This window comes from Nocardia sp. CY41, from assembly GCF_009829325.1.
Classification (GTDB): Bacteria; Actinomycetota; Actinomycetes; order Mycobacteriales; family Mycobacteriaceae; genus Nocardia.
In genome coordinates this window covers 34,441-56,761 of sequence record NZ_VUOS01000003.1, presented here as the reverse complement: position 1 = coordinate 56,761, position 22,321 = coordinate 34,441, and the positions used below count along the sequence as shown (strand labels likewise).

Here is a 22,321-nt window from a genome sequence, read left to right as displayed (position 1 = left end):
TCCCGGTGATCCGGCCGGTCGCGGCCGGCGCGGACCACCGGCTGTCCCGGCTCGGCGCGATCAGGCATAGTCCCTGGTCCTTCCGGCTGACGACGAGCAGTCCAGCGAACCGGCCGGTCGACATCTCGGCCGAATCACCCGTGCCCACCCCTGCTCCCCTATATCGAGCCGGGCACCGACACCGGTACGACATGCGCGGTGTTGCCACCGCGTCGGTCACTGCGAAGCGGTCTCGCGGCTTCTGATCCCCGTTACGGCTGTGAACGCTAGCCCGCCGCGGAGTCGGCGTGCGGGATGATCGCGTCGGCGGAGAAACCGGCGGTCGGGCCGATCACCACGATCGCGGGCGGGCGGATGCCTTCGGCGCGCACCCGGGCGGCCACCGTGCCGAGATCGGCGCGCAGCACGCGCTGGGTGCGCAGCGTGCCTTCCTGGATGACGGTGGCGGGTGTGCCCGCCGGACGGCCGCCCTCCAGCAGCGCGGTGGCGAACTGCTCGATCCGCTCCACCGCCATCATCAGCACCAGGGTGCCGCGCAGGCGGGCCAGCGCGGGCCAGTCCACCAGCGAATCCGGATGATCCGGCGCGACGTGCCCGCTCACCACCACGAACTCGTGGGTGACGCCGCGGTGGGTCACCGGGATGCCGGCGGCGGCGGGCACCGAGATCGGACTGGTGACGCCGGGCACCACCGTGACCGGGACCCCGGCGGCCACACAGGCCTCGAGTTCCTCGTAGCCGCGCCCGAACACGTAGGGGTCGCCGCCCTTGAGCCGGACCACGAACTTGCCCGCCTTCGCGCCTTCGATCAGCGCGTTGTTGATCGCCTCCTGCGCCATCGCCCGCCCGTACGGGATCTTGGCGGCGTCGACCACCTCGACCTCCGGCCCGAGTTCGGCCAGCAGTTCCGGCGGCGCGAGCCGGTCGGCGACCACCAGGTCCGCTCTGGCCAGCAGCCGCCGCCCGCGCACGGTGATCAGGTCGGGATCGCCCGGACCACCGCCGACCAGGGCGACGCCGGGCGCGATCGGCGTCGAGTCGTCGCTCACCACACCGGATTGCAGAGCTTCCAGCAACGCGTTGCGCACGGCCGCCGAGCGCCGGTGCTGCCCGCTCGCCAGCACGCCGAGCGTCAGCCCGTCGTAGCGCGCGGTGGCCGGGGTGACCGCGGTGCCCAGCCGCGCCGTGTCGGCACGCACGCAGAAGATCCGCCGCCGGGTCGCCTCGGCGACCACCGCCGCGTTGGTCTCCGGTTCGTCGGTGCACGCGATCGCATACCAGGCGCCGTCGAGATCGCCGTCGGCGTAGGCGCGCAGCGTGACGGTGATCTGTCCGGAGGTCGCCATCCCCTCGACCGCGGGCGTGACCGCACGGCTCACCACGTGGACGTCCGCGCCGGAGGCGATCAGCAGTCCCAGTCGGCGCTGCGCGACCGACCCACCGCCGACCACGACGACACGCCGTCCGTGCAGATCGAGCCCGACCAGGTAGTTCGGGTCGCCGGTCGGCTGGTCTTGCGTTGCGTCTGACGTGTTCGGCACAAGTTTCGAGCCTACGGCGTAGCCGTCCGGCACCGGCAATCGACCGGCACGCCTCTCGTCTCGAGCAGCGGCGACGAGCGAAGTCGCGGGTAGTCGAAGCCGGTTCGCAGCGATGAGAGGGCGCGGCCGCGGACGGCCGAGGCGTCGACCACCGCCCCGGCCGACAACTGTGACCAGCGGTAACGAGCGATCCGGCGGTCCGCGGCGGTAGGTTGCGGTGGAGTCGCTGGAAAGGCGGACGATGAAGCAGCTCACACCGGAACGACTGCTCGACGTGGCCTACGACGAGGCGCTGCGCGGACTCGCCGAAGGCGGTATCCCGATCGGCGCCGCCCTCTTCGACGCGGACGGCACGCTGCTCGGGCGCGGGCACAACCGCCGGGTCCAGTCGGGCGACCCCAGCATGCACGCCGAGACCGACGCGTTCCGCGCGGCGGGACGGCGGCGCGACTACCGCGGCACCGTCATGGTCACCACGCTTTCGCCGTGCTGGTATTGCAGCGGCCTGGTCCGCCAGTTCGGCATCGGCGCGGTGGTGGTCGGAGAGTCGCAGACCTTCTCCGGCGGGCACAAGTGGCTCGCCGGGCACGGCGTCGCGGTCACCGTCCTGGAGGACCGGCGCTGCATCGATCTGATGAGCCGGTTCATCGCCGAGCATCCCGCGCTGTGGCACGAGGACATCGGGTCCGCCGACGATCTCGAGGCCTGAGCCGCCGGCTCAGCGGAAGTACGGATATTCCTGCACCCAGTGGAATCCGCGGCTGCGCAGCGGGAAGTCGTCGAGCGGGACCGAGGTCAGCGCCATCGAGACCGGCTGTCCGGCCAGCGTGCCGGTCAGAGTCAGCCGCTGGGGGCCGGGCCGGTCGAATCCGAAACCGGCCACGGGTTGTGGCCGGTCGCCGACGGCTGCCGGTGGGGCGACCATGACCAGCGTGCGCGCGCCGGGATCCACCAGGGCGAGCATCGGAACCAACTGCCCGTCCATCCGCTGCAAGGAAGCCCCGTCGCGGTCGAAGACGACGCGCTGCCAACGCAATTGGTCGGTGGTCAGCGGTGGAAGCGGTTTGCCGTCCACGCTGAACTCGGTGACCGCCCAGATGCCGTACAACGGAGGTTCCGGTCGCCCGGCCCCCTGTTCGGTCCACCTTTCCCAGCCGGTGTACGCGTTCGAGAACACCAACCACACCCCGAGTGCGATCTGCACCGCGGCCGCGATCCGATTCGCCCGCGGCGTGCGCAGCAGCGGCGGCGTGGTGGACGGTCCGGTCGGCCGATCCAGCACGAGCACGTTCACCAGACGCCCGGCCTCAGGCGCCAGCAGCACCAGGCACAACAGCATCAGGTGGAACGACAGGATCTTCGCGGGCACGTCGTAGGTCATGTCGAGCACGAACACCTGTGTCGTGCAGACCAGGCTCAGCATCGCGCCCACCAGCGCGGTGCGCGGTACGAACAACAGCACGCCGCCGAGCAATTCCGCGCAGCCGAGCAGGATTTCGTACTGCGGCGACACCCCGATGTGATTCCACAGCACCGCCATCGGAGTGAAATTCCCGTAGGGCTCGAGCAGCCGGCTCAGCGGCGTCGGCGGCATCTGAGTGGGAACGGCCTTCGCCATGCCGTAGGCGATCAACTGCCCGGCCAGGCACAACCGCACGAACAGCAGGAACCACGGCTGCAGGGCCCGGTAGTGCGGCCGGTCCCGATCCAGCGCGCTCCAGACCAGCGTTGCGAGCACCGCGACCACGAGCAGGACGAACACCAGCACCCAGAAGTAGGCCTGGTCGCCGCTGATCGACGCCGTGTTCGCCGCGACGGATGTGCCGAACACCTGGGTACCGGTCCACTCGACCAGCGGGCGCAGCGCGCGGGCGACGCCGGAGTTCACCCAGTCCGGCAGCCATTCGCGCGCCAGTCCGAGGAACTCCGGAACGATCGACGGGTACACCAGGCAGAACAGCCCGAAGTACAGGAAACCGAAGCGGAAAGCCACCCGGGTCGTCGCGCGCCAGGGACGGATACCGGAACGCTCCGCGTCCGCGGCTTCCGTCCGGTCGAGGATCGCTTCGGTCACGGCGGTCCCTCCAGTCCGAGTCGGTGCAGACCGAAGGTATCGAAAACTGCGGCGGCCGTAGCGGCGTTTCGGCGGGATCGTGAGCCGCCGCCGGACTCGGATCAGCGGAAGTACGGGTATTCCTGCACGAAATGGAAGCCCCGGCTGCGCAGCGGGAACGAGTTCAGGTCCATCCGGTCCAGCGACAGCGTCACCGGGGTCCCGTTCAGCTCACCGGTCAGGTGCACAGTGTCGGTGGCGGGCTGGGTGAAGGTGAAGGCGCCCAGACGCGCGGGCTTGGCGTCCGGCGATCGCGGCGCCTCCGACAGCACGAGGGTGTGCGCGGCTTCGTCGACGACGGCCACGACGGGCAGGAACGAGTCGTCCATCTTCTGCACCGTCGTGTGCTCGCGATCGAAGATCAACCGGCGCCAGCGGCCCTCGTCGGTGATCAGCGGGGGCGTGGGATGCCCGTCCCTGGTGAACTCGCCGACGGTCCAGATGCCGTACAGCGGAGGCTTCGGCGCGCCGTCGCCCGACTCGCGCCAGGTTTGCCAGCCGATGTGCGCGCCCCCGATCAGAACCCACAGCCCCAGCGCCACCTGCACCGCCGCGGCGATCCGGTTCGCACGGCGGGAACCGAACAGCGGGGGCTGGGTGGCCGGTTCGGACGGGCGTTCCAGCACGAGCAGATTCGCCAACCGCCCGGCCTGCGGCGCCAGCACGACCAGGGCGAGCAGCAGCAGGTGGAACGAGAGGATCTTCACCGGCACGTCGTAGGTCATGTTCAGCACGAAGACCTGCGCCATGCTCACCAGGCTGAGCAACGCGCCCGCCGTCGCGGTACGGGGCAGGAACAGCAGCAGACCGCCGAGCACTTCGGCCGTGCCGAGCAGGATTTCGTACGCGGGCGCGGCGCCGACCTGGTTCCAGAGCACCGAGGCAGGGCTCATCGTCCCGTACGGTTGCAGGAGCGCGGTGAGCGACGGCGCGGGCATCTGTGCCGGAATCGCCTTGGCCAGACCGTAGAAGAGCATCTGACCGCCCAAGCACAGCCGCACGAACGCCACGAACCAGTTGCGCAGTGTCGTGTACTCCCGGCGGCGCCGATCGAGGATCGACCAGACCAGCGTGATCAGCACCGCCGCGACGAACTCGCAGAGGATCAGCAGCCAGATGGCGGCTTGGTCGCCGCTGCCGGAGTCCTCGTGCAAGACGGCATCCACGCCGAAGACCTGGTCGCCGACCCAGCTCACCAGCGGGCTCGTCACGCGCATCTGCCACTGGATCGCGTTTTCCGGCAGCCACCTGCTCAGGATGCCGGTGAACACGAAGAGGATCTGCGCGAACAGCACACAGAACAGACCGAAGTAGGCGAAGACGAAGCGGAACGCGATCCGGGCGGGCAGGCTCCAGGGTCGCTCGGCACCGGTCGCGGTCTCGCCGATACCGGGCGACACCACCTCCGTCTCGACGGTACGCACATCGCCCTCCTCGTCGGCCGACACTTTCGCGAGCCGAAGGTATCCGACCAGGTCATGGGATGACCTCCGGGAAAACCCTGGATTTCCGGATCCTTCTTTCGGCCTACGTGCCCGCCCCACCGTGCGTGCCGGAATTCGTTCGCGGTTCCGGCCCACCGAGAACTAGAACGCGTTACAGTCGCGTATCCCGGCGCACCCGCGCGGTGCACCCCGGGCAGCACGTGTCAGGAGGACAAGATGGCCGACGATCCGGACCCGGCACAGCGACAGCAGCTGACCGTCAGCGAACGCGACCTGGAGACGCTCGCCGGGGACCTGGCGCGCTGGCTACGGACGAGAGTCGAGTCGGACGACCTGCCCCGGATCTCCGATCTGTCCCGTCCGCAGTCCGGGGGCATGTCCAGCACGTCGATCCTGTTCGATGCCGAGTGGAGCGCCGGGGGGCACACGGAACGCGGGGCGTTCGTCGCGCGGATGGCGCCCGATGCCGGGTCGTTCCCGGTCTTCGAGACCTACGACCTGGCCACCCAGTACCAGGTGATGGCGGGCGTGGCCGCGGCGACCGACGTGCCGGTGCCGGGCTTGTGCTGGCTGGAGAACGACGAGAAGCCGCTGGGCGCGCCGTTCTTCGTGATGCGCCGCGTCGAGGGACGGATACCGACCGACAACCCGCCGTACGTGTTCGTCGGCTGGCTGTTCGACGCCGATCCCGCCGAACGTCTGCGGCTCACACACAACACCGTCGAGGTGATCGCCAGAATCCACGGCATCCCCGACCCCGCGGCCCTGTTCCCGATGCTGAACGGACCCGGCGAATCGCTGCGCAGGCACGTCGAGGCGCAGCGCTCGTGGTACCGCTGGGCGCTCGCCGACGACGGCTTCGAGATCCCGCTGATCGAGCGGAGTTTCGCGTGGCTGGACGAGCACTGGCCCGCCGATCCGGGTCCGGACGTGCTCAGCTGGGGCGACGCCCGCCCCGGCAACATCATCTACCGTGACTTCGACCCGGTGGCGGTGCTGGACTGGGAGATGGCCGCGCTCGCGCCGCGTGAACTCGACCTCGGCTGGGTGATCTTCATCCACCGGTTCTTCCAGGACCTGGCCACCCGATTCGGCCAGCCCGGGCTCCCGGATTTCCTGCGCCGCGACGACGTGGTGTCGAAATACGAAGCGCTGACCGGTCATACGGTGCGCGATCTCGACTTCTACATCGTCTACGCCGCGTTGCGGCACGCGATCGTGATGGCACGGATCAAGCGCAGGATGATCCACTTCGGCGAGGACACCGACACGCGGGATCGCGACGACTACGTCATGCACCGGGCAAGCCTGGAAGCGCTGCTCGACGGAACCTACGAATGGGACTGACCATGCCTGCGCCTTTGGACGAGTACCCCATCCATCAGACCCCGCTTTCGCTGGCCCGTGTGGCATCCAGCGACCGCAACTTCTACGACCGCAGCTACTTCAACGCCCACGACCGTGACGGCGGCACCTTCCTCATCACCGGTCTCGGCGTGTACCCCAACCTCGGGGTGACCGACGCCTACGCCGCCGTGCGCCGCGGCGACACGGTGCGCGCGGTGCGCTTCTCCGACGCGCTCGGCGACCGGAGCCTCGACCAGCGCGTCGGCGGCTACCGGGTCGAGGTGCTGGAGCCGCTGCGGCGCATCCGGGTGGTCTGCGACCACGACGACCTCGGCTTCGACCTCACCTGGACCGGCGCCTTCCCCGCCGTGCAGGAGCAACCGCATCTCATCCTCGCGGGCAACCGGCCGATCATCGATGCTTCCCGGTTCGCGCAGGTCGGCTCGTGGGCGGGGACGCTGCACATCGACGGTGACGACATCGCGGTCGACCCGGCGGTGTGGACCGGGACCAGGGACCGCTCGTGGGGCATCCGCCCGGTCGGCGAGACCGAGCCGCCGGGCCGCGCGGCCGCCGAGCCCTCGGGCGGATTCTGGTGGCTGTACGTGCCGCTGCGTTTCGAGGAATTCGCCGTCGTCGTCATCGTGCAGGAGGAGCCGGACGGCAGGCGCACGCTCAACGACGCGACCCGGATCTGGCCCGACGGACGCACCGAACAGCTCGGCTGGCCTCGGATCTCGATCGACTACCGGTCCGGCACCCGGCTGCCGATCGGTGCGCGACTGGAACTGACCACGCCGGACGGCAAGCCCCTGGAGATCGAGATCACGCCGGGCATCGGCGTCCCGCTGCACGTCGGCTGTGGCTACGGCGGCGATCCCGATTGGCAGCACGGCCAGTGGAAGGGCCGCGACTGGTCGTCCTCGGGCCGCTACGACCTCACCGACCCGGCCATCGTCGCCCGCACCCCATACGGCGTGATCGACCACGTCGCCCGGGCCCGCTGCGGCGACGCCGAAGGCTGGGGCCTGTTCGAACACGCCAGCATCGGCCGCCACGATCCCACCGGGTTCGCCGACTGGGGCTCGGTCGCACCTTGACACAACCGCCCGTACCGCGGCGCGCCTCGTCCGATCCGGCGCTACCGCCGGTACAGTGCGGCCGCGAGCACCACGCCGTGCACCACGCGCTTGGGCAGCACCAGCGGCCCGCCGCCGGTGGCAAGCAGCGCCGCGGCCTCCGCGACGCTCGCCGTGCCGACGGCCGTTCGGGTCCGGTCTCCCGGGTTGGGCACCGCGACGACCGACAGTTCCTCGGCGGAGAAAGACCGCAGCGGGACCTGAAGGTCCGCAGCGACAGCGAGCAGTCCGGGTTCGGCCCGGCGCCGCGCGATGGTGGCCAGGCCCGCGATCCGGTGATCTGCGACGCCCTCGCGCAGTGCGGCGCGGATCGTCTCGGCCGACGTGCCCCGTCGCAGGCCGATGCCGACGACGACCTCAGCCGAGGGCACGAGAGCTCGCGAACCGCGCTGCCGCCGTGCCGAATCGCACCACCGCCTCGGGATTCCCCGCCGGGTGGGTGTGCAGGTACGAGGCGTGCACGTTGCCGCTCAGCGCGCCCTCCCGCACGCGCTCTCCCGCGCTGCCGAGCCAGCCCCACGCCGGGCTTCGTGGCGGCGCGGACACCAGGCATGTGCGGTGGAATTCGTGACCGCGGACCCGTTCCCCGGCCCGCCACAACGGCGAGTCGGCCAGCGCGACGGCGTCCCGGTAACCGAGGGTCAGGCGCGGCCCGAACGCGGCGTCGGCCTCCACCACCCCGGCCATCGGATGCCCGTCCAGCGAGCGGGTCAGATACAGCAGCCCGGCGCATTCCGCGTGCACCGGCATCCCGTGCCGTGCGGCTTCGGCCACTGCCCGCAACAGGCCGGAATTGGCGGCCAGCTCCGCGGCGTGTTCCTCGGGAAAGCCACCCGGTAGCACCAAGCCCGCTGTCCCGGTAGGCAATTCGTCGTGCAGCGGATCGAACACGACCACCCGCGCCCCCGCCGCCACCAACAGCTCCCGATGCTCGGCATAGCCGAACGTGAACGCGGGGCCACCCGCGACGGCGATCAGCGGCTCCTCCCCGGCGGATATCTCCCCGGCCCCTTCGAGACCACGCACGGCTTCGGCCGGATCCCACGCCGGTCCGGTGACCGACGAGCGCGCGAGTGCCGCGATGGCGGGCAGGTCCACGTGCGCGGCGACGAGATCGGTCATCGCCGCCACCGCCGCCGTCGCGGCGGCACCGTGTTCCACGGCGGGGATCAGGCCGAGATGCCGGGACGGCACCTCGAGGTCGGCCATCCGCGGCAACGATCCGAGCACGGGCAGGCCGACGCGATCGCAGGCGGCGCGCAACACCTGGTCGTGCCGTTCGCTGCCGACCCGGTTGAGGATCACACCCCCGAGCCGGACGCCGCTGTCGAAGGTGGCGAATCCGTGCAGCAGCGCCGCCAGGCTCTGGCTGTGCCCCCGCGCATCCACCACCAGCACGACCGGCGCCCCCAGCAGGGCAGCCACCTGTGCCGTCGACCCCTCGGCCACCGGACCGGAGTGGTCTTGCTCGATCCGGCCGTCGAACAGCCCCATCACGCCCTCGACCACAGCGAGGTCGCACCCCTGCGCACCGTGCCGGTACAACGGCACCACCCGCTGCGCCCCCACCAGCACCGGATCCAGATTTCTCCCCGGCCGCCCCGCCGCCAGCCCGTGATACCCCGGATCGATGTAATCGGGCCCCACCTTGAACGGCGCCACCCGATGCCCGACCCGTCGCAACGCCCCCACCAACCCCGTGGCCACCGTCGTCTTCCCACTCCCCGACGCCGGCGCCGCCACCACCACGGCCCTCATCCCCGCCCCCGCGGCGCGAGTGGCACACCATCGTGTGGGCCTCGCGCGATTCGCCGCAAGGATGTGCCACTCACCGGAGTCACCATTCGATGCCTCGTTGGCCTTTGCGGCCCGCGTCCATGGGGTGCTTGAGTTTCGTCATTTCGGTGACGAGGTCGGCGGCGTCCAGGAGGGCTGCGGGTGCGTCGCGGCCGGTGATGACGACGTGTTGGTTGCCGGGGCGGTCGCGGAGCGCGGCGACGACCTCCGCCACGTCCACCCAGCCCCATTTGAGGGGGTAGGTGAATTCGTCGAGGACGTAGAAGCGGTGCTGTTCGGCCCGCAGGCGGCGGGCGATCTCCTGCCAGCCGGCCAGAGCGGCCGCCGCGTGGTCCTGCTCGGTGCCCTGCTTGCGGGTCCACGACCAGCCCTCGCCCATTTTGTGCCATTCGACCGGGCCGCCCGCGCCGGTCTGCTCGTGCAGCGCGCCGAGGGCGCGGAAGGCGGCTTCCTCCCCGACCTTCCACTTGGCGCTCTTCACGAATTGGAACACCGCCACGTCGAAACCTTGGTTCCAGGCCCGCAGCGCCATCCCGAACGCGGCCGTCGACTTGCCCTTGCCCGGCCCGGTGTGCACGGCGAGCACGGGCTGATTGCGCCGCTGCCGCGTGGTCAACCCGTCGTCGGGAACAGTTTCCGGAACGCCCTTGGGCATCGAATCTCCTTATTCTGGAAAGTCAGGCCGCCCGCACCGACGTGCCGCCCGGGCCTCCCGAACTCGCGCGAACGACGTCGGCCACCGAATCGCCGGTCAACTCGGCCAATCGCAGGTATCCCCCGCGCAGGTCACGCGCCAGATCCGCGGCCAGTCCGAGCCGGATCATGCCGCGTTCGCAGTCGACCACGATCGCGGTCACGGCGTCTCGGGCGAGCAGACGGGCAGCGGCACGGGCGCGGGGAACCGGGTCGACGCCGCCCGTGGCGCGACCGTCGGTGAGCAGCACCAGCATCGGCCTGCGGCGCGGATCGCGCACGCGCTCCCGCAGCACCACCTCCCGCGCCTTCAGCAGGCCCGCGGCCAGCGGCGTCTTCCCGCCCGTGCGCATTCCGGACAGTCGGCGCACCGCGATGTCGACCGACGAGGTGGGCGGCAGCGCGAGTTCGGCGTCCGCGCCACGCACGGTGACCACGGCGACCTTGTCCCGGCGCTGATAGGCGTCGCGCAGCAGCGCGACCACCGCTCCGGTGACGGCGGACAACCGGTCGCGGGCGGCCATCGATCCGGACGCGTCGACGACGAAGACGATCAGATTGCCCTCCCGCCCTTCGCGATACGCGCCGCGAAGGTCGTCGGCGGACAGCAGCAACGGCCCGTCGCCGCGTCCGCGGGAACGCTGATGCGGCGCGGCCGCGAACACGGTCCCGAGCAGGTGCAGGCCCGAGGAGGTGTTCGTGCTGGAACGCACCACGCGACCGTGCCGTGATTCCGCGCGGGAGCGGCGTCCCGGAGCGCCTTCACCGACGCCGGGCACCTCCCAGCGCGGTGTCCGCGCACCAGCGGAAACCGGTGCGCCACTGCGGCCTTCCCGCGAATGCCCGCCACCCGGACCGTCGGGCGGCGACGGGTCGTCGGGGCCGTCCGTGTCGTCGCCGGAAGCACCGTCGGGGTCCCCGGCGTCCCGAGGCGTGCCGTCCGGCTCGGACGTACCGCTCGGCGTGGACGTCTCCTCGCGTCGTGCCTGGTCGGCGGCATCGCGCATGGCGTCGTCGAGCTGTTCTTCGCTGATGCCGGGCTCGTCGAACGGATCCCGCCTGCGCCGATGCGGCAGCGCCAGCTCGGCGGCCACCCGCACGTCGGCCTCGGTCACCGCGTCGCCGCCGCGCCAGGCGGCATGGGCGGTCGCGGTGCGCGCCACGACCAGGTCCGCGCGCATGCCGTCGACGTCGAACGAGGCGCACAGCGCCGCGATCCGGCGCAATTCCACGTCGTCGAGCGTCACCCGGCCCAGCCGGTCGCGGGCGGCGAGGATCTGCTCGGCCACCGCGTGGTCCGCCGCGGCGTACCGCGCGGCGAACCCGGCCGGGTCGGCCTCGTAGTCCAGCCTGCGGCGCACCACCGCCATGCGGACGTCCACGTCCCGGGAGGCGGCCACGTCCACGGTCAGCCCGAACCGGTCCAGCAGCTGCGGACGCAACTCGCCCTCTTCCGGATTCATCGTGCCCACCAGCACGAAACGCGCCGGGTGCGAGTGCGACACACCATCGCGCTCGATGTGCACCCGGCCCATCGCCGCGGCGTCCAGCAGCACGTCCACCAGATGGTCGTGCAACAGGTTGACCTCGTCGACGTACAGCACGCCGTGATGCGCGGCGGCCAGCAAGCCCGGACGGAACGCCTGCTCCCCGTCCCGCAGCACACGCTCCAGGTCCAGCGAGCCGACCACACGATCCTCGGTGGCGCCGACCGGCAGCTCCACCAAGCGGGCGGGCCGCGCGCCGGTCTCGTCGACCACCGGTGGCAGTAGTTGCGCCAGCGCGCGCACCACGGTCGACTTCGCGGTGCCCTTCTCACCGCGCACCAGCACGCCGCCGATGCCGGGATGCACCGCGCAGAGGATCAGCGCCAGCTGCAGCCGTTCCTGCCCGACCACCGCCGAGAAGGGGAATCCCGCCTCACCGTCCGAACCGGAAAGCGTTCGGCTGTGCTGGTCGGACGTCGGCACTGTTTCGGCATGGGACACGGACACGCCCCAACTCTAAGCGCGCGGCCGCATCGGCCCGACAGTGCCCTTCGATTCAGAACCGATGCGTACTCACGCGAACCGGCACGGCAGCCGGGGTTGCGCCGGTCCCGGTCACGGATTCGGTGCACCGTTCGAAGCAGTGCATTCACGGACCCGACGCGCTCGGCTCACCTCGCTCGCGTCTTTCGAGCGAAGCGAGACCGAGCATCCGCCGTTCCCAGCGCCGCAGGCGCTGGGAATCAACCCCGGCGCATCGGCACGTGTGCGATGCCGTCCTCGTCGAATTCTTCGCCGTCGACCTTGAAGCCGTGCTTGGTGTACAGGTCGATCAGGTAGCTCTGGGCGCTCAGCCGCACCGTCGCCGAGCCGACCTCGGCCAGCGCCGCCTGCAGCAGTCGCGTGGTGTAGCCGTGCCCGCGGGCGGGCACCGCGGTACAGAGCCTGCCGATGCGGAAACTTTTCACACCGTCCTGGTGCTCCTCGCACAGCCGCAACGTGGCGATGACCTCGCCCTCGTCATCGAGCCAGAAGTGCCGCGTCTCGGGAAGCAGGTCCTTCCCGTCCAGCTCGGGGTACGCGCACTTCTGCTCGACGACGAAGACTTCGACGCGAAGTTTCAACAGCTGGTAGAGCGTCGCGGTATCGAGATCCTGCGCCCATGAACGTTTGAGAACAACCGTTGACATCATCGCGCCTTGCTATCACACCCTAGGCGTTCGCCGCGACCCCGGCGTGCTTCGGCGTGTTGTCGCCGCCGTCGACGAGGTTCAGCGCCTTGGAGGTCCAATCCCACACTTCGTGGAACAGCGCCGGGTCTTCGGAGAGCTTCACGCCCAGCGAGGGCACCATCTCCTTGAGCTTCGGCGTCCACTCCGCGTACTCCTGGGGGAAGCACCGCTGCAGGACGTCCAGCATCGCGGTGACGCAGGTGGACGCGCCCGGGGAGGCGCCGAGCAGACCGGCGATCGTGCCGTCCTGAGCGGCGATCACGGCGGTGCCGAACTCGAGCACGCCGCCCACGCCCTTGCGCCGGATGACCTGCACGCGCTGGCCCGCGGTGATCAGCTCCCAATCCTTGGCCTCGGCGCGCGGAATGAACTCCGACAGCGTGACGACCTTGCCCGCCTCGGACTTCAGCAGCTCGCTGACCAGGTACTTGGTCAAACCGAGCTCGGTGACGCCGACGCCGAGCAGCGAGAAGATGTTGTTCGGCCGCACCGACTTGAACAGGTCGGTGTTCTTGCCGTCCTTGAGGAACTTCGGCGTCCAGCCCGCGTACGGGCCGAACAGCAGGCCCGGCTTGCCCTTGATCACGCGGGTGTCCAGGTGCGGAACCGACATCGGCGGGGCGCCGACCGCGGCCTTGCCGTACACCTTGGCCTCGTGCTGCTGGATCAGCGCCGGGTTGACGCAGCGGAAGAACTGACCGCTGACCGGGAACCCGCCGAATCCCCTCGCCTCCTTGATGCCGGCCTTCTGCAGCAGCGGCAGCGCGCCGCCGCCCGCGCCGACGAAGACGAACTTGCTGATCAGCCTGCGCGTCTCCCGGGTGCGCACGTTGCGCACGGTGACCAGCCACGAGCCGTCGGACTGCTTGGACAGATCGCGCACCTCGTGCCCGAAGGCCAGGTCCGCGCCGGAGGCGCCGAGGTAGGCCAGCAGCTCCTGGGTGAGGGAGCCGAAATCGATGTCGGTGCCGCCGTCGGTCCAGTTCAGCGCGATCGGGTCGGCGAAGTCGCGCCCGCGTGCCATCAGCGGCAACCTTCGGGTGAACTCGTCGGGGCTGTCGATGAACTGCATGCCCTCGAACAGCGGGTGCGGCGCCAGCGCTTCGTACCGCTTGCGCAGGTACTCCACGTTGTCGGCGCCGTGCACGAAGCTGACGTGCGGGATCGGGTTGATGAAGGCGGACGGATCGCGGAGGATGCCGTTCTCCACGCCGTAGGACCAGAACTGACGGGAGACCTGGAACCGCTCGTTGATGTCGACGGCCTTGGTGATGTCCACCGAGCCGTCCGGTAGCTGCGGGCTGTAGTTCAACTCGCAGAGCGCGGAGTGCCCGGTGCCCGCGTTGTTCCACGGATCGCTGCTCTCCGCGGCAGCGGCGTCGAGCCGCTCGAACAGGGAGATCGACCACTCCGGCTGCAGCTGCCGCAGCAGCGCGCCGAGAGTGGCACTCATGATGCCGGCACCGATGAGTACTACATCGGTCTTTTCAGTCATGGCAGCGTTCGGCACGGGTAGATCGACTTCCTTGTCCTTCTGCGCGGGCCCACCGGGCGGGTGGACCTGCCTGGGCACGGTGTGGTTGTGGCTCGGTTCCGGCGTCCGCCGACCCCGAACGGCATGGCGGGAGTTAGGTTACCCGCCGTTCACCTAAGCCCAATTGTGCACCTCACCACGCCGCCACCCCGCAACGAACCTGCTGAATGTGCGGAATGCGACAGAGATCGTCGTCACTTCGGCGGCGAGCGGACGGCCATGGTCTGTCGGCGGTTGACACTGTCCAATACATTGGTCGCGTGACGAACGAACAGTCGCTTGCCGAACCGGTCAGCACTTCGCCGGATGGCGAAGGCTGGCGCCCCGACGTCCTCGGTCCGCAGTACCAGCAGCGCACGCTGCCCCTCGGCCCCGATCCCGACGGCGAAGGCGAGGTGGTCGCCACGCTGGTGCGCTACGTCCCCTCCGGCGCCGTCGAGCAGACCGCGGGCGCGGTGCTCTACGTCCACGGATTCACCGACTATTTCTTCCAGGAGCACCTCGCCGAGCACTTCGCCGCGCGCGGGTTCCAATTCTATGCGCTCGACCTGCGTAAATGCGGCCGGTCGCTGCGCGACGGGCAGACCCCGCACTATGTGACGGATCTCGCTTTCTACGACCGGGAGCTGGCGGAGGCGCTGCGGATCGTGCGGGCCGAGACCGGCGCCGCGGTGGTGCTGAACGCTCACTCCACCGGCGGTCTGGTCGTGTCGCTGTGGCTGGATCGGCTCAACCGCGCCGAGGGCACGGCCGCGGCGGGCATCACCGGCGTGGTGCTCAACAGCCCGTGGTTCGACCTGCAGGGTCCGGCGTACTACCGCAGCATCGGGACGCCGATCATCAAGACGGTGGGCCGATTCCGCAAGATGGTGCAGCTGCCCGGCGGCAAGATCAGCACCTACGGCGACAGCCTGCACCACTCGGTGTCCGGCGAATGGAACTACAACCTGGACTGGAAACCGTTGCACGGCTTCCCCGTCCGGCTCGGCTGGCTGCGGGCGATCCGCAACGGCCACGCGCGGCTGCACCAGGGCCTCGACATCGGCGTCCCCTCGCTGATCCTGCGTTCCCGGATGACGAAGTTCGCCAAGGAATACGGTCCCGCCGTGGACGTGGCCGACGCGGTGCTCGACGTCAGGCAGATCCAGCGCTGGTCGGGCTGCCTGGGCGATCGCACGAACATGGTGCCGATCGACGGCGCCAAGCACGACGTGTTCCTCTCCGGCCCCGAACCGCTGACCCAGGCGTTCCGCGAACTCGACAGCTGGCTCGACTGGCTGGCCGGCTACCAGGCCGCGAACTCACCAGAGGCTGGTGCGTAGCACGATCTCGGTGGCCAGCTCGTGGTCGGCTTCGGTGGCCACATCGGTGACGTCGACCTCCACCACCCGGAACTCGCCATAGACGAACCGTCCCGAGGTGTCGGCCACCGAGCGCGGCAGATTCTTCGTGACCAGCAGCGTGGTCGGCACCTCCACCGGGCCGGTCGACGCGTCCGCCACCGCTCCATCGGCGCCGGGCGTGGCCGGATGACCGCGATCGGCCACGACCAGGCTCTGGAAACGTCCGAATCCGCGCGCGCACGCCTGCCAGGCCAGCACGGCGCCCGCGCCGCACCCGGCCACGTTCACCCACGGCAGCCCCAGGGCGTCGAGGATCGCGGTGACGGCGGCCGGGTCGAGACCTTCGATCGACTCCACCGCGAAGGTCCGCAGATCCGAATTGTGCAGCCGGGCGCACACCTGATCGAAGACGTCCGCCGGGTCGCCCGCGTCGGGCAGCAGCAGCACGCTGTGCCGGGATTCCGGCCCGTCGATCCGCACGGTCCACGCCCGGTCACCCACCGTGATCTGCCGAGATTCCATGCCGAATCACGCTACACGGATCACGGCACCGCGGCGGTGGGTCGGGGTGCCGGATTCACGCGAGCAGGCGCATCCCGGCTCGCTCACCTGCGTTGTGATCGAAGGTGACGGTCAGCTCACACCCGGCCTCCTGACCGAGCTGCTGGATCAGCGCGTCGGCGAAGTCCGCGCCGTCGGCGGCCCGGCGCAACGCCTGTCGCACGGTGTCGGCCCGCTCGACCACGATCTCGCTCGAATCGAGCAGTCCGAGCAGCACGTCGGTGACGGCCTCGGGATCCTGTTTGTAGCCGCGACGCAGCACCCAGTGGATCTCCGCGAGCACGATCATCGTGACGTAACCCGGTTTGCTCTCGGTGAGCCCGTCGATCACCTGATTGGCGCGCGCGGACTGCTCCGGGTCGTCCTGGGTGAGATAGCGGATCAGCACGTTCGCGTCCAGACCGATCATCACCGCTTACCTTCCACGACGTTGCCCGCGATCGCCTCGTTCATCTCGGCAAGGCCGATCGGAGATCCGGACCAGCCCACGATGCCTTTCAGCGCCTTGATCGTGCGCGTTTCGGGCACCAGTTCGTAGGTGCCCGTGGGCGTGGGCACGAAGGCGACGCGCACGCCGGTGCGCAAGCCCATCGCCACGCGCACATCGATCGGGATGGTGATCTGCCCCTTGCTCGTGACCGTCGCCGACACCACATTCGCCCCTCGGCCGCTTGGCCTCTTCTCCGCCGCCATCATCCTCACCCGACCGTGCCGATCGGCTCCGAGCCTTACCTGGAGCCGAATTCCTTACTGCAAGGTAAGGCGCTGGGTGGTCCGCGTCAACCGATACGGCCGTTCGGGAGCACCACGTCGGTGGCCAGAGCGGGCAGGCCGGCGGGCGCGCCGTCGGTCAGCAGGCGCTCGAACGCCGCGAGGTCGAGATGGTCTTCGATCAGATCGGCCAGCAGATCGAGCTGGGCGGCACGCACCGTCGCGACCGAGACGTCGCCGGCAGCGACGAAACCCGCCCGCCCCGCCGCCTCCGCCACCGTACGGAGCCACCCGCGCCGGAACTCGTCGGACTCCAGCAAACCGTGCAGGTGGGTACCCCACACCGCGCCACGGACGCTGCCCTCCGGCTCGCCGTCGACGGTCAGCCACGCCGGATCCCCACGGTGCGTGACGCGGCCGTGATGAATCTCGTAGCCGTGCACGGAGACCCCCGCGGCGTGTCCCGCGCTGCGGCGCAACACCTTCGGCTCGGCGAATGCGACGGTGAGGTCGAGCAATCCGAGACCGTCGACCTCGCCCGCACCGGACTCGACGCGGTCCAGGATGCGGGTGCCGAGCATCTGGTACCCGCCGCAGACGCCCAGGATCGGCCTGCCCGCGGCGGCGCGGGCCCGCAAGGCGTCGGCGATGCCGGTGCGCCGCAACCACCGCAGGTCCGACACGGTCGCCTTGCTCCCGGGCAGAACCACCAGATCGGCGTCCGCCAACCGGGACGGTTCGGCCACCCAGCGCACCGCGACACCGGGTTCGCAGGCCAATGCCTCGACGTCGGTGGAATTGGAGATGCGCGGCAGCCGGATCGCGGCGACGCTCAGCCATTCGGCGCCCACCGGTGGTCGCGGACGGCCGACCGGCGCGTCGGCGAGGGTGCTCAGCGAGTCCTCCGCATCGATCCACAGGTCCTCGGAATACGGCAGCACGCCGAGGGTGGGGCGGCCGGTGAGTTCGGTGAGACGTTCCAGCCCGGGCCGCAGCAGCTCGACCGCGCCACGGAACTTGTTGACGACGAACCCGCAGATCAAGCGCTGGTCTTCGGGCTCGAGAATGGCGACGGTGCCGAACAGATGGGCGAGCACCCCACCGCGATCGATGTCTCCGACCAGCAGCACCGGCAGCCCCGCGGCACGAGCCAGGCCCATGTTCGCCAGATCCGTCGCACGCAAGTTGATCTCGGCGGGCGACCCGGCGCCCTCGCAGACGACCACATCGAATTCGTTGCGCAAGGCGGCGAGTTCGGCGGCCACCACCTCGCGCAGTTCCCGGCGATGCCGGAAGTAGTCCTCCGCGCCGACGGTGCCGATCGCCTTGCCCCGCACCACCAGCTGGGAGCGGCGATCACTGCCCGGCTTGAGCAGGACGGGATTGAACCGCACGCTCGGCTCCAGTCCGCACGCGTGGGCCTGCAATGCCTGCGCCCGGCCGATTTCCCCGCCGTCGAGGGTGACCACGGAGTTGTTGGACATGTTCTGGGCTTTGAACGGGGCGACGCGCACGCCGCGCCGCGCCAGCATCCGGCAGATCCCGGCCACGACGACGCTCTTGCCCGCGTCCGAGGTCGTGCCCGCGACCAGCAGCGCGCCCTTCATCGCGGTCCGGTCATGCGGGGCGCGGTCATCCGAGCCGCCGGACCGCGACGGGCCAGGCCGCCGGTCACGGGAGGGTCAGGATCTCGGCCCCCGACTCGGTGACGACCAAGGTGTGCTCGAACTGCGCGGTCCACTTGCGATCCTTGGTCACGACGGTCCAGCCGTCGTCCCAGATCTCGTAGTCGATGCCGCCGAGGTTGATCATCGGCTCGATGGTGAACGTCATGCCCGGTTCGATGATGGTCTCCACCGCCGGCTGGTCGTAGTGCAGCACGACCAGCCCGCTGTGGAAGGTCGGGCCGACGCCGTGGCCGGTGAAGTCGCGCACCACGCCGTAGCCGAACCGGTTGGCGTAGGACTCGATGACGCGGCCGATCACGTTCAGCGCCCGGCCGGGGCGGACCGCTTTGATCGCCCGCATGGTGGCCTCCTCGGTCCGCTCGACCAGCAGGCGCACCTCCTCGTCGACGTCACCGGCCAGGAACGTCTTGTTGGTGTCACCGTGCACGCCGTCGATGTAGGCGGTGACGTCGATGTTGACGATGTCGCCGTCCTCGATCACGGTCGAGTCCGGGATTCCGTGGCAGATGACCTCGTTCAACGAGGTGCAGCACGACTTCGGGAAGCCCTTGTAGCCCAGGGTGGACGGGTAGGCGCCGTGGTCGCACATGTACTCGTGCGCGATGCGGTCCAGTTCGTCGGTGGTCACGCCGGGCGCGACCGCCTTGCCCGCCTCCTCCAGCGCCTGGGCGGCGATCTTGCCCGCGATCCGCATCTTCTCGATCGTCTCTGCGGTCTGTACCCAAGGCTCACGCCCCTCGTCGGCGGTCTTCTTCCACGCGTATTCCGGGCGCTCGATGGTGCGCGGCACTTCACGGGTGGGCGACAGCGTTCCGGGGACGAGGGGCTTGCGAGTGCGGACAGACATAGCGAACAGCGTAATCGGACGACCGCGCCGATGCCGAGGGCCAGCGGGAACAGCCTCGGACCACGGTCCGGTTCGGCCGGGCACGAGCGCGCCGGAGCGCTCGATCATCGAATCGGAGGCATGAACCGAGGCCGATCGGGAAGGGGCCGCCACACACGGTAGCGACCGACGTGCGCGCGGCATCCCCCCGCCCAGCACCGACGAATACGCGACCGACGCGGCCCGACGGTGGCGGTTCGCACCGACCGAGTGCACACCCGGCGAGTCGGCGTAGGCGACACCGGATCGAGTAATTCGGCCGACGACGTCACCACGCCCTCGAAACGATCCGTCGACCGGAAGCCGGGAGTGGAATCGCCCCGCACCCGTTCCGGCGGGAGGGCAGGGCGAGCCCGCGCCGGAATCGGTTCCGACCACGCGAAGCGGACGCTACGCGCTCATAGCAGCCCTGTGCGCTGCGCTGAGCTCCGGCACCGCGTCCGTATCAACGGCCGTGTACGCCACAGCCGGAAAGGCGCGTCACGTCGATACCCTCGCTGAAATTGGCTCCGGCGCGGCGGATTCGGCATTCGCCCGACCAGGTCGATGTCGGCTGCCGATTCGGCAGTCTGGATATCCAGCAGGGACACGGACGCCAGGGCGCGCTGTCGCCCGGTCGCCCTACCATGGGCTCGTGTCCGCTCTACCGTTGATCTTCACCGCAGGCTGGGCCAGCGGCGTGAACGCCTACGCCGTGGTGCTGCTGCTCGGCCTCTTCGGCCGGTTCGGCTTCGCCGATTCGGTACCGGAAGCCTTGCAGCGCACCGACGTCCTGATCGCGGCGGCAGTATTGTTCTTGGTCGAGGCCGTGGCCGACAAGATCCCGTATCTCGACTCGTTCTGGGACGCGGTGCACACCGTGGTGCGGCCGATCGCGGGCGCGGTGGTCGCGGCCCTGCTGGCCGGACAGGACGGCTCGCTGCCGGAACTCGCCGCGGGCGCGGTCGGCGGAACGGCCGCCCTGGTGAGCCATCTGGTGAAGGCGGGAACTCGGATGGCGGTCAACACCTCGCCCGAGCCCGCCAGCAACATCGTGGTGAGCACCGCCGAGGACGTGACCGTGGCCGGTGTGGTCACCCTCGCCGTTTTCCACCCACTGGCCGCGGCGGTGATCGCGGCGGTTCTGCTCCTCGTCGGTGTGACCGTGGTGTACTTCTGCGCGAGCCGGATTCGTCGCTATCTCCGGCGGCGACGGGCCCGTCGGGCCGAGCGCACGGGCAGCCGCGCGTTGGTTGCGAAATGATTGCTAGGCAGTGGAACCCGTCACGGGCGTGCCGCGCCAGTCGACCACGCGGCACGCCGGGCGGGGCGCCCCGTTGCGCCCGCCGTCACTGTGCCGGCGACAGAACCACCCGGAGCAAGCCACTGGTCGGGTAGCTCGGCACCGGGACGCCGCCATTCGGACGAGTGACGCTGCGGGGCAGTGTCACTACCGCGGACGAGACCACCGTCGCGACGAACTCATTGTTCGGGCAAACGGCGGCGGCCACCGGCCACGTCGGTTACCAGATCAGTGTACCCGTCGACGAGTTCGGCCAGTTGGTACCAATGCTTATGGGTATTGTCGCTGCGCGCGCCCTCGGTGTGAATGACCTGATTGGCGTCCACCCAGCTACGTGCCATCCGGTCCACCACGGCGCCCAGGCTCTCGGTGTGCAGCGAGGCCCCGTTGCGGTGCTGCGGGATCTCCTGCGCGACCCAGTCGTTGATCTCGTCGACGAGCTCGCGGCGGCGGCAGTCTATTTCGGCGATGAGTGCGGCGTCCACCGCGCGCACGCGGTGCTGGTGCAGCTCGGCGAGTGCGTGTGCGGACCGCAGCAGCTCCCGGTCTTGGAAACGCCGCCCTTGGAAAGCACACAACAATTGCGGTGCGGTCGGTAAGACGCCGACTGTCGGCGCGCTCACCGCCGTACTCCGAGTTCGCCCGACACCAACGCTCTTTGTACCAACATAATTGGCTCTCGATTCGGTTATCCCGGCCATCGGATCGGTTGTCACAACTAGGCTAGCTGGATCATGCACGTACAGATGCAAGAACGCAAGATTGCGTCTGCATTTCTGCGGTCAAGACCTCCTGACGGCGCCTCAGCACCGAGAGCACACTCGCCGCAACCCTTTTCGGCCCAAGGGGACGAACGATCCGCGCCCCGGTCGGCGATACCGGAGACGTCCGTCGTTCCCGACTTCCGGTCGCTGTTCAGGGCCATGCGCCCGTCCACGAGTACGAATGCGACCATCGCTGTTGACCTTTAGTTGCCACCGGTGTGCTGATGGCGTTTGCCTGACCTTGGTGACCGGAACAGAATTCCGAGGCGCCACACCGGTGTTCAGCGGCTTGCCGACCGCCTGGACACGTTCAGAGCTGGGTAGCGGCGGCGAGCAGCGTCAGCGCGGGCAGCGCGCCCTGCACCGCCGCGCCTCTGGCGAACCGGCGGTCGTGCGCCACCAGGACCACCGCCGCGGCCAGCATCGACCCGCATCCGGCGAGCAGCAGCGCCCATCCCGCCTCCGGCGTCGACCGCAGGATCGCCACGCCCACGAGTGTCACCACCGCCAGAAACAGGTTGTAGAAGCCCTGATTGAACGCCCATGGCCGCGCCGCGGGCAGTTCCGCTTCGGAAAGCCGGAAGACCCCCCGATACACCTTGGGGTCACCGAACCGCACGGACTCCATGACGAAGATGCCGACATGGAGCACAGCGGCCACGGCGGCGAACACCTGTACCACCCAGAGCATTCGACCTCCTCACGATGCGCGCCGACCGGGGGCGCCGGCGCCCGACCGTCCGGCGATCCGCGCGACG

The 22,321-nt window shown here is 69.8% G+C and carries 21 protein-coding genes; 5 read left to right on the top strand and 16 right to left on the bottom strand.

The window, feature by feature from the left end; genetic code table 11:
* Nucleotides 1–266: 266 nt before the first annotated feature.
* Nucleotides 267–1,541 carry a uroporphyrinogen-III C-methyltransferase gene (gene cobA, locus GVY64_RS04440; RefSeq protein ID WP_159839028.1) on the bottom strand — a complete coding sequence of 425 codons (1,275 nt, stop codon included), beginning with the start codon at nt 1,539–1,541 and terminating at the stop codon, nt 267–269.
* Between the two features lie 265 nt (nt 1,542–1,806).
* On the opposite strand from cobA, the gene GVY64_RS04435 reads away from it, so the two are divergent.
* Complete coding sequence (locus GVY64_RS04435; RefSeq protein ID WP_159839165.1) at nt 1,807–2,250, top strand: nucleoside deaminase; 444 nt, start codon at nt 1,807–1,809, stop codon at nt 2,248–2,250.
* Nucleotides 2,251–2,259: 9 nt separating this feature from the next.
* On the opposite strand, the gene GVY64_RS04430 is transcribed toward GVY64_RS04435, so the two are convergent.
* A complete protein-coding gene (locus tag GVY64_RS04430; RefSeq protein WP_236566614.1) occupies nt 2,260–3,615 on the bottom strand; it encodes a DoxX family protein in 1,356 nt (451 codons plus the stop codon).
* A gap of 101 nt (nt 3,616–3,716) precedes the next feature.
* Entirely contained in the window at nt 3,717–5,078 is a 1,362-nt protein-coding gene (locus GVY64_RS04425; RefSeq protein WP_236566613.1) for a DoxX family protein, read from the bottom strand.
* Nucleotides 5,079–5,315: 237 nt separating this feature from the next.
* Between GVY64_RS04425 and GVY64_RS04420 the strand changes: the two genes are divergently transcribed.
* Nucleotides 5,316–6,446: a phosphotransferase family protein gene (locus GVY64_RS04420; RefSeq protein WP_159839026.1), complete on the top strand. Its 1,131-nt coding sequence runs from the start codon at nt 5,316–5,318 to the stop codon at nt 6,444–6,446.
* Nucleotides 6,437–7,546 (top strand): hypothetical protein, encoded by a 1,110-nt coding sequence (locus tag GVY64_RS04415; protein WP_236566612.1) that lies wholly within the window; start codon nt 6,437–6,439, stop codon nt 7,544–7,546. The genes GVY64_RS04420 and GVY64_RS04415 overlap by 10 nt, the downstream gene beginning before the upstream one ends.
* A 41-nt stretch (nt 7,547–7,587) precedes the next feature.
* Here the strand turns inward: GVY64_RS04415 and GVY64_RS04410 are convergent, their stop codons facing one another.
* From GVY64_RS04410 to mqo, 6 genes are all read right to left on the bottom strand, one after another.
* Nucleotides 7,588–7,956 (bottom strand): cobalamin biosynthesis protein, encoded by a 369-nt coding sequence (locus GVY64_RS04410; protein WP_159839024.1) that lies wholly within the window; start codon nt 7,954–7,956, stop codon nt 7,588–7,590.
* Nucleotides 7,943–9,343 (bottom strand): cobyrinate a,c-diamide synthase, encoded by a 1,401-nt coding sequence (locus GVY64_RS04405; protein ID WP_159839022.1) that lies wholly within the window; start codon nt 9,341–9,343, stop codon nt 7,943–7,945. The genes GVY64_RS04410 and GVY64_RS04405 overlap by 14 nt, the downstream gene beginning before the upstream one ends.
* 79 nt (nt 9,344–9,422) lie before the next feature.
* Nucleotides 9,423–10,037, bottom strand: a complete 615-nt coding sequence (gene cobO, locus GVY64_RS04400) for a cob(I)yrinic acid a,c-diamide adenosyltransferase (protein ID WP_159839020.1) — start codon at nt 10,035–10,037, stop codon at nt 9,423–9,425.
* A 22-nt stretch (nt 10,038–10,059) separates the two neighbouring features.
* Nucleotides 10,060–12,045, bottom strand: coding sequence for a VWA domain-containing protein (locus tag GVY64_RS04395; RefSeq protein WP_236566623.1), 1,986 nt, complete (start codon nt 12,043–12,045; stop codon nt 10,060–10,062).
* Between the two features lie 260 nt (nt 12,046–12,305).
* Nucleotides 12,306–12,755 (bottom strand): GNAT family N-acetyltransferase, encoded by a 450-nt coding sequence (locus GVY64_RS04390; RefSeq protein ID WP_159839016.1) that lies wholly within the window; start codon nt 12,753–12,755, stop codon nt 12,306–12,308.
* A 19-nt stretch (nt 12,756–12,774) separates the two neighbouring features.
* Nucleotides 12,775–14,289 carry a malate dehydrogenase (quinone) gene (gene mqo, locus GVY64_RS04385; protein ID WP_159839157.1) on the bottom strand — a complete coding sequence of 505 codons (1,515 nt, stop codon included), beginning with the start codon at nt 14,287–14,289 and terminating at the stop codon, nt 12,775–12,777.
* Nucleotides 14,290–14,588: 299 nt separating this feature from the next.
* On the opposite strand from mqo, the gene GVY64_RS04380 reads away from it, so the two are divergent.
* Nucleotides 14,589–15,650, top strand: coding sequence for an alpha/beta hydrolase (locus tag GVY64_RS04380; RefSeq protein ID WP_236566611.1), 1,062 nt, complete (start codon nt 14,589–14,591; stop codon nt 15,648–15,650).
* On the opposite strand, the gene GVY64_RS04375 is transcribed toward GVY64_RS04380, so the two are convergent.
* From GVY64_RS04375 to map, 5 genes are all read right to left on the bottom strand, one after another.
* Nucleotides 15,630–16,193 carry an alpha/beta hydrolase gene (locus tag GVY64_RS04375; RefSeq protein ID WP_159839012.1) on the bottom strand — a complete coding sequence of 188 codons (564 nt, stop codon included), beginning with the start codon at nt 16,191–16,193 and terminating at the stop codon, nt 15,630–15,632. The genes GVY64_RS04380 and GVY64_RS04375 overlap by 21 nt on opposite strands.
* 55 nt (nt 16,194–16,248) lie before the next feature.
* Nucleotides 16,249–16,641, bottom strand: coding sequence for a PIN domain-containing protein (locus GVY64_RS04370; protein ID WP_159839010.1), 393 nt, complete (start codon nt 16,639–16,641; stop codon nt 16,249–16,251).
* Nucleotides 16,641–16,883: an AbrB/MazE/SpoVT family DNA-binding domain-containing protein gene (locus GVY64_RS04365; protein WP_236566610.1), complete on the bottom strand. Its 243-nt coding sequence runs from the start codon at nt 16,881–16,883 to the stop codon at nt 16,641–16,643. The genes GVY64_RS04370 and GVY64_RS04365 overlap by 1 nt, the downstream gene beginning before the upstream one ends.
* Nucleotides 16,884–17,011: 128 nt before the next feature.
* Complete coding sequence (locus GVY64_RS04360) at nt 17,012–18,550, bottom strand: cobyric acid synthase (protein ID WP_159839006.1); 1,539 nt, start codon at nt 18,548–18,550, stop codon at nt 17,012–17,014.
* A gap of 64 nt (nt 18,551–18,614) precedes the next feature.
* Entirely contained in the window at nt 18,615–19,478 is an 864-nt protein-coding gene (gene map / locus GVY64_RS04355; protein WP_159839004.1) for a type I methionyl aminopeptidase, read from the bottom strand.
* Nucleotides 19,479–20,151: 673 nt separating this feature from the next.
* Here map and GVY64_RS04350 point away from each other — a divergent pair.
* The gene (locus tag GVY64_RS04350; protein WP_159839002.1) at nt 20,152–20,760 is read left to right on the top strand and encodes a DUF4126 domain-containing protein; all 609 of its coding nucleotides are present in this window, start codon (nt 20,152–20,154) and stop codon (nt 20,758–20,760) included.
* 218 nt (nt 20,761–20,978) lie between these two features.
* Here the strand turns inward: GVY64_RS04350 and GVY64_RS04345 are convergent, their stop codons facing one another.
* Together GVY64_RS04345 and GVY64_RS04340 are read right to left on the bottom strand one after the other, a co-directional pair.
* Nucleotides 20,979–21,338, bottom strand: a complete 360-nt coding sequence (locus tag GVY64_RS04345; RefSeq protein WP_159839155.1) for a DUF4254 domain-containing protein — start codon at nt 21,336–21,338, stop codon at nt 20,979–20,981.
* A gap of 535 nt (nt 21,339–21,873) precedes the next feature.
* On the bottom strand, nt 21,874–22,254 hold the full coding sequence (locus GVY64_RS04340) for a DUF1304 domain-containing protein (protein WP_159839000.1): 381 nt from the start codon (nt 22,252–22,254) through the stop codon (nt 21,874–21,876).
* Nucleotides 22,255–22,321 lie beyond the last annotated feature (67 nt).

What these genes read in the sequence shown, in the direction of transcription:
- GVY64_RS04420 (WP_159839026.1), top strand. Translation starts at nt 5,316, where the DNA reads ATGGCCGACGATCCGGACCCGGCACAGCGACAGCAGCTGACCGTCAGC.
- GVY64_RS04415 (WP_236566612.1), top strand. Translation starts at nt 6,437, where the DNA reads ATGGGACTGACCATGCCTGCGCCTTTGGACGAGTACCCCATCCATCAG.
- GVY64_RS04405 (WP_159839022.1), bottom strand. Translation starts at nt 9,343, where the DNA reads ATGAGGGCCGTGGTGGTGGCGGCGCCGGCGTCGGGGAGTGGGAAGACG.
- cobO (WP_159839020.1), bottom strand. Translation starts at nt 10,037, where the DNA reads ATGCCCAAGGGCGTTCCGGAAACTGTTCCCGACGACGGGTTGACCACG.
- GVY64_RS04390 (WP_159839016.1), bottom strand. Translation starts at nt 12,755, where the DNA reads ATGATGTCAACGGTTGTTCTCAAACGTTCATGGGCGCAGGATCTCGAT.
- mqo (WP_159839157.1), bottom strand. Translation starts at nt 14,289, where the DNA reads ATGACTGAAAAGACCGATGTAGTACTCATCGGTGCCGGCATCATGAGT.
- GVY64_RS04375 (WP_159839012.1), bottom strand. Translation starts at nt 16,193, where the DNA reads ATGGAATCTCGGCAGATCACGGTGGGTGACCGGGCGTGGACCGTGCGG.
- GVY64_RS04370 (WP_159839010.1), bottom strand. Translation starts at nt 16,641, where the DNA reads ATGATCGGTCTGGACGCGAACGTGCTGATCCGCTATCTCACCCAGGAC.
- GVY64_RS04360 (WP_159839006.1), bottom strand. Translation starts at nt 18,550, where the DNA reads ATGAAGGGCGCGCTGCTGGTCGCGGGCACGACCTCGGACGCGGGCAAG.
- map (WP_159839004.1), bottom strand. Translation starts at nt 19,478, where the DNA reads ATGTCTGTCCGCACTCGCAAGCCCCTCGTCCCCGGAACGCTGTCGCCC.
- GVY64_RS04340 (WP_159839000.1), bottom strand. Translation starts at nt 22,254, where the DNA reads ATGCTCTGGGTGGTACAGGTGTTCGCCGCCGTGGCCGCTGTGCTCCAT.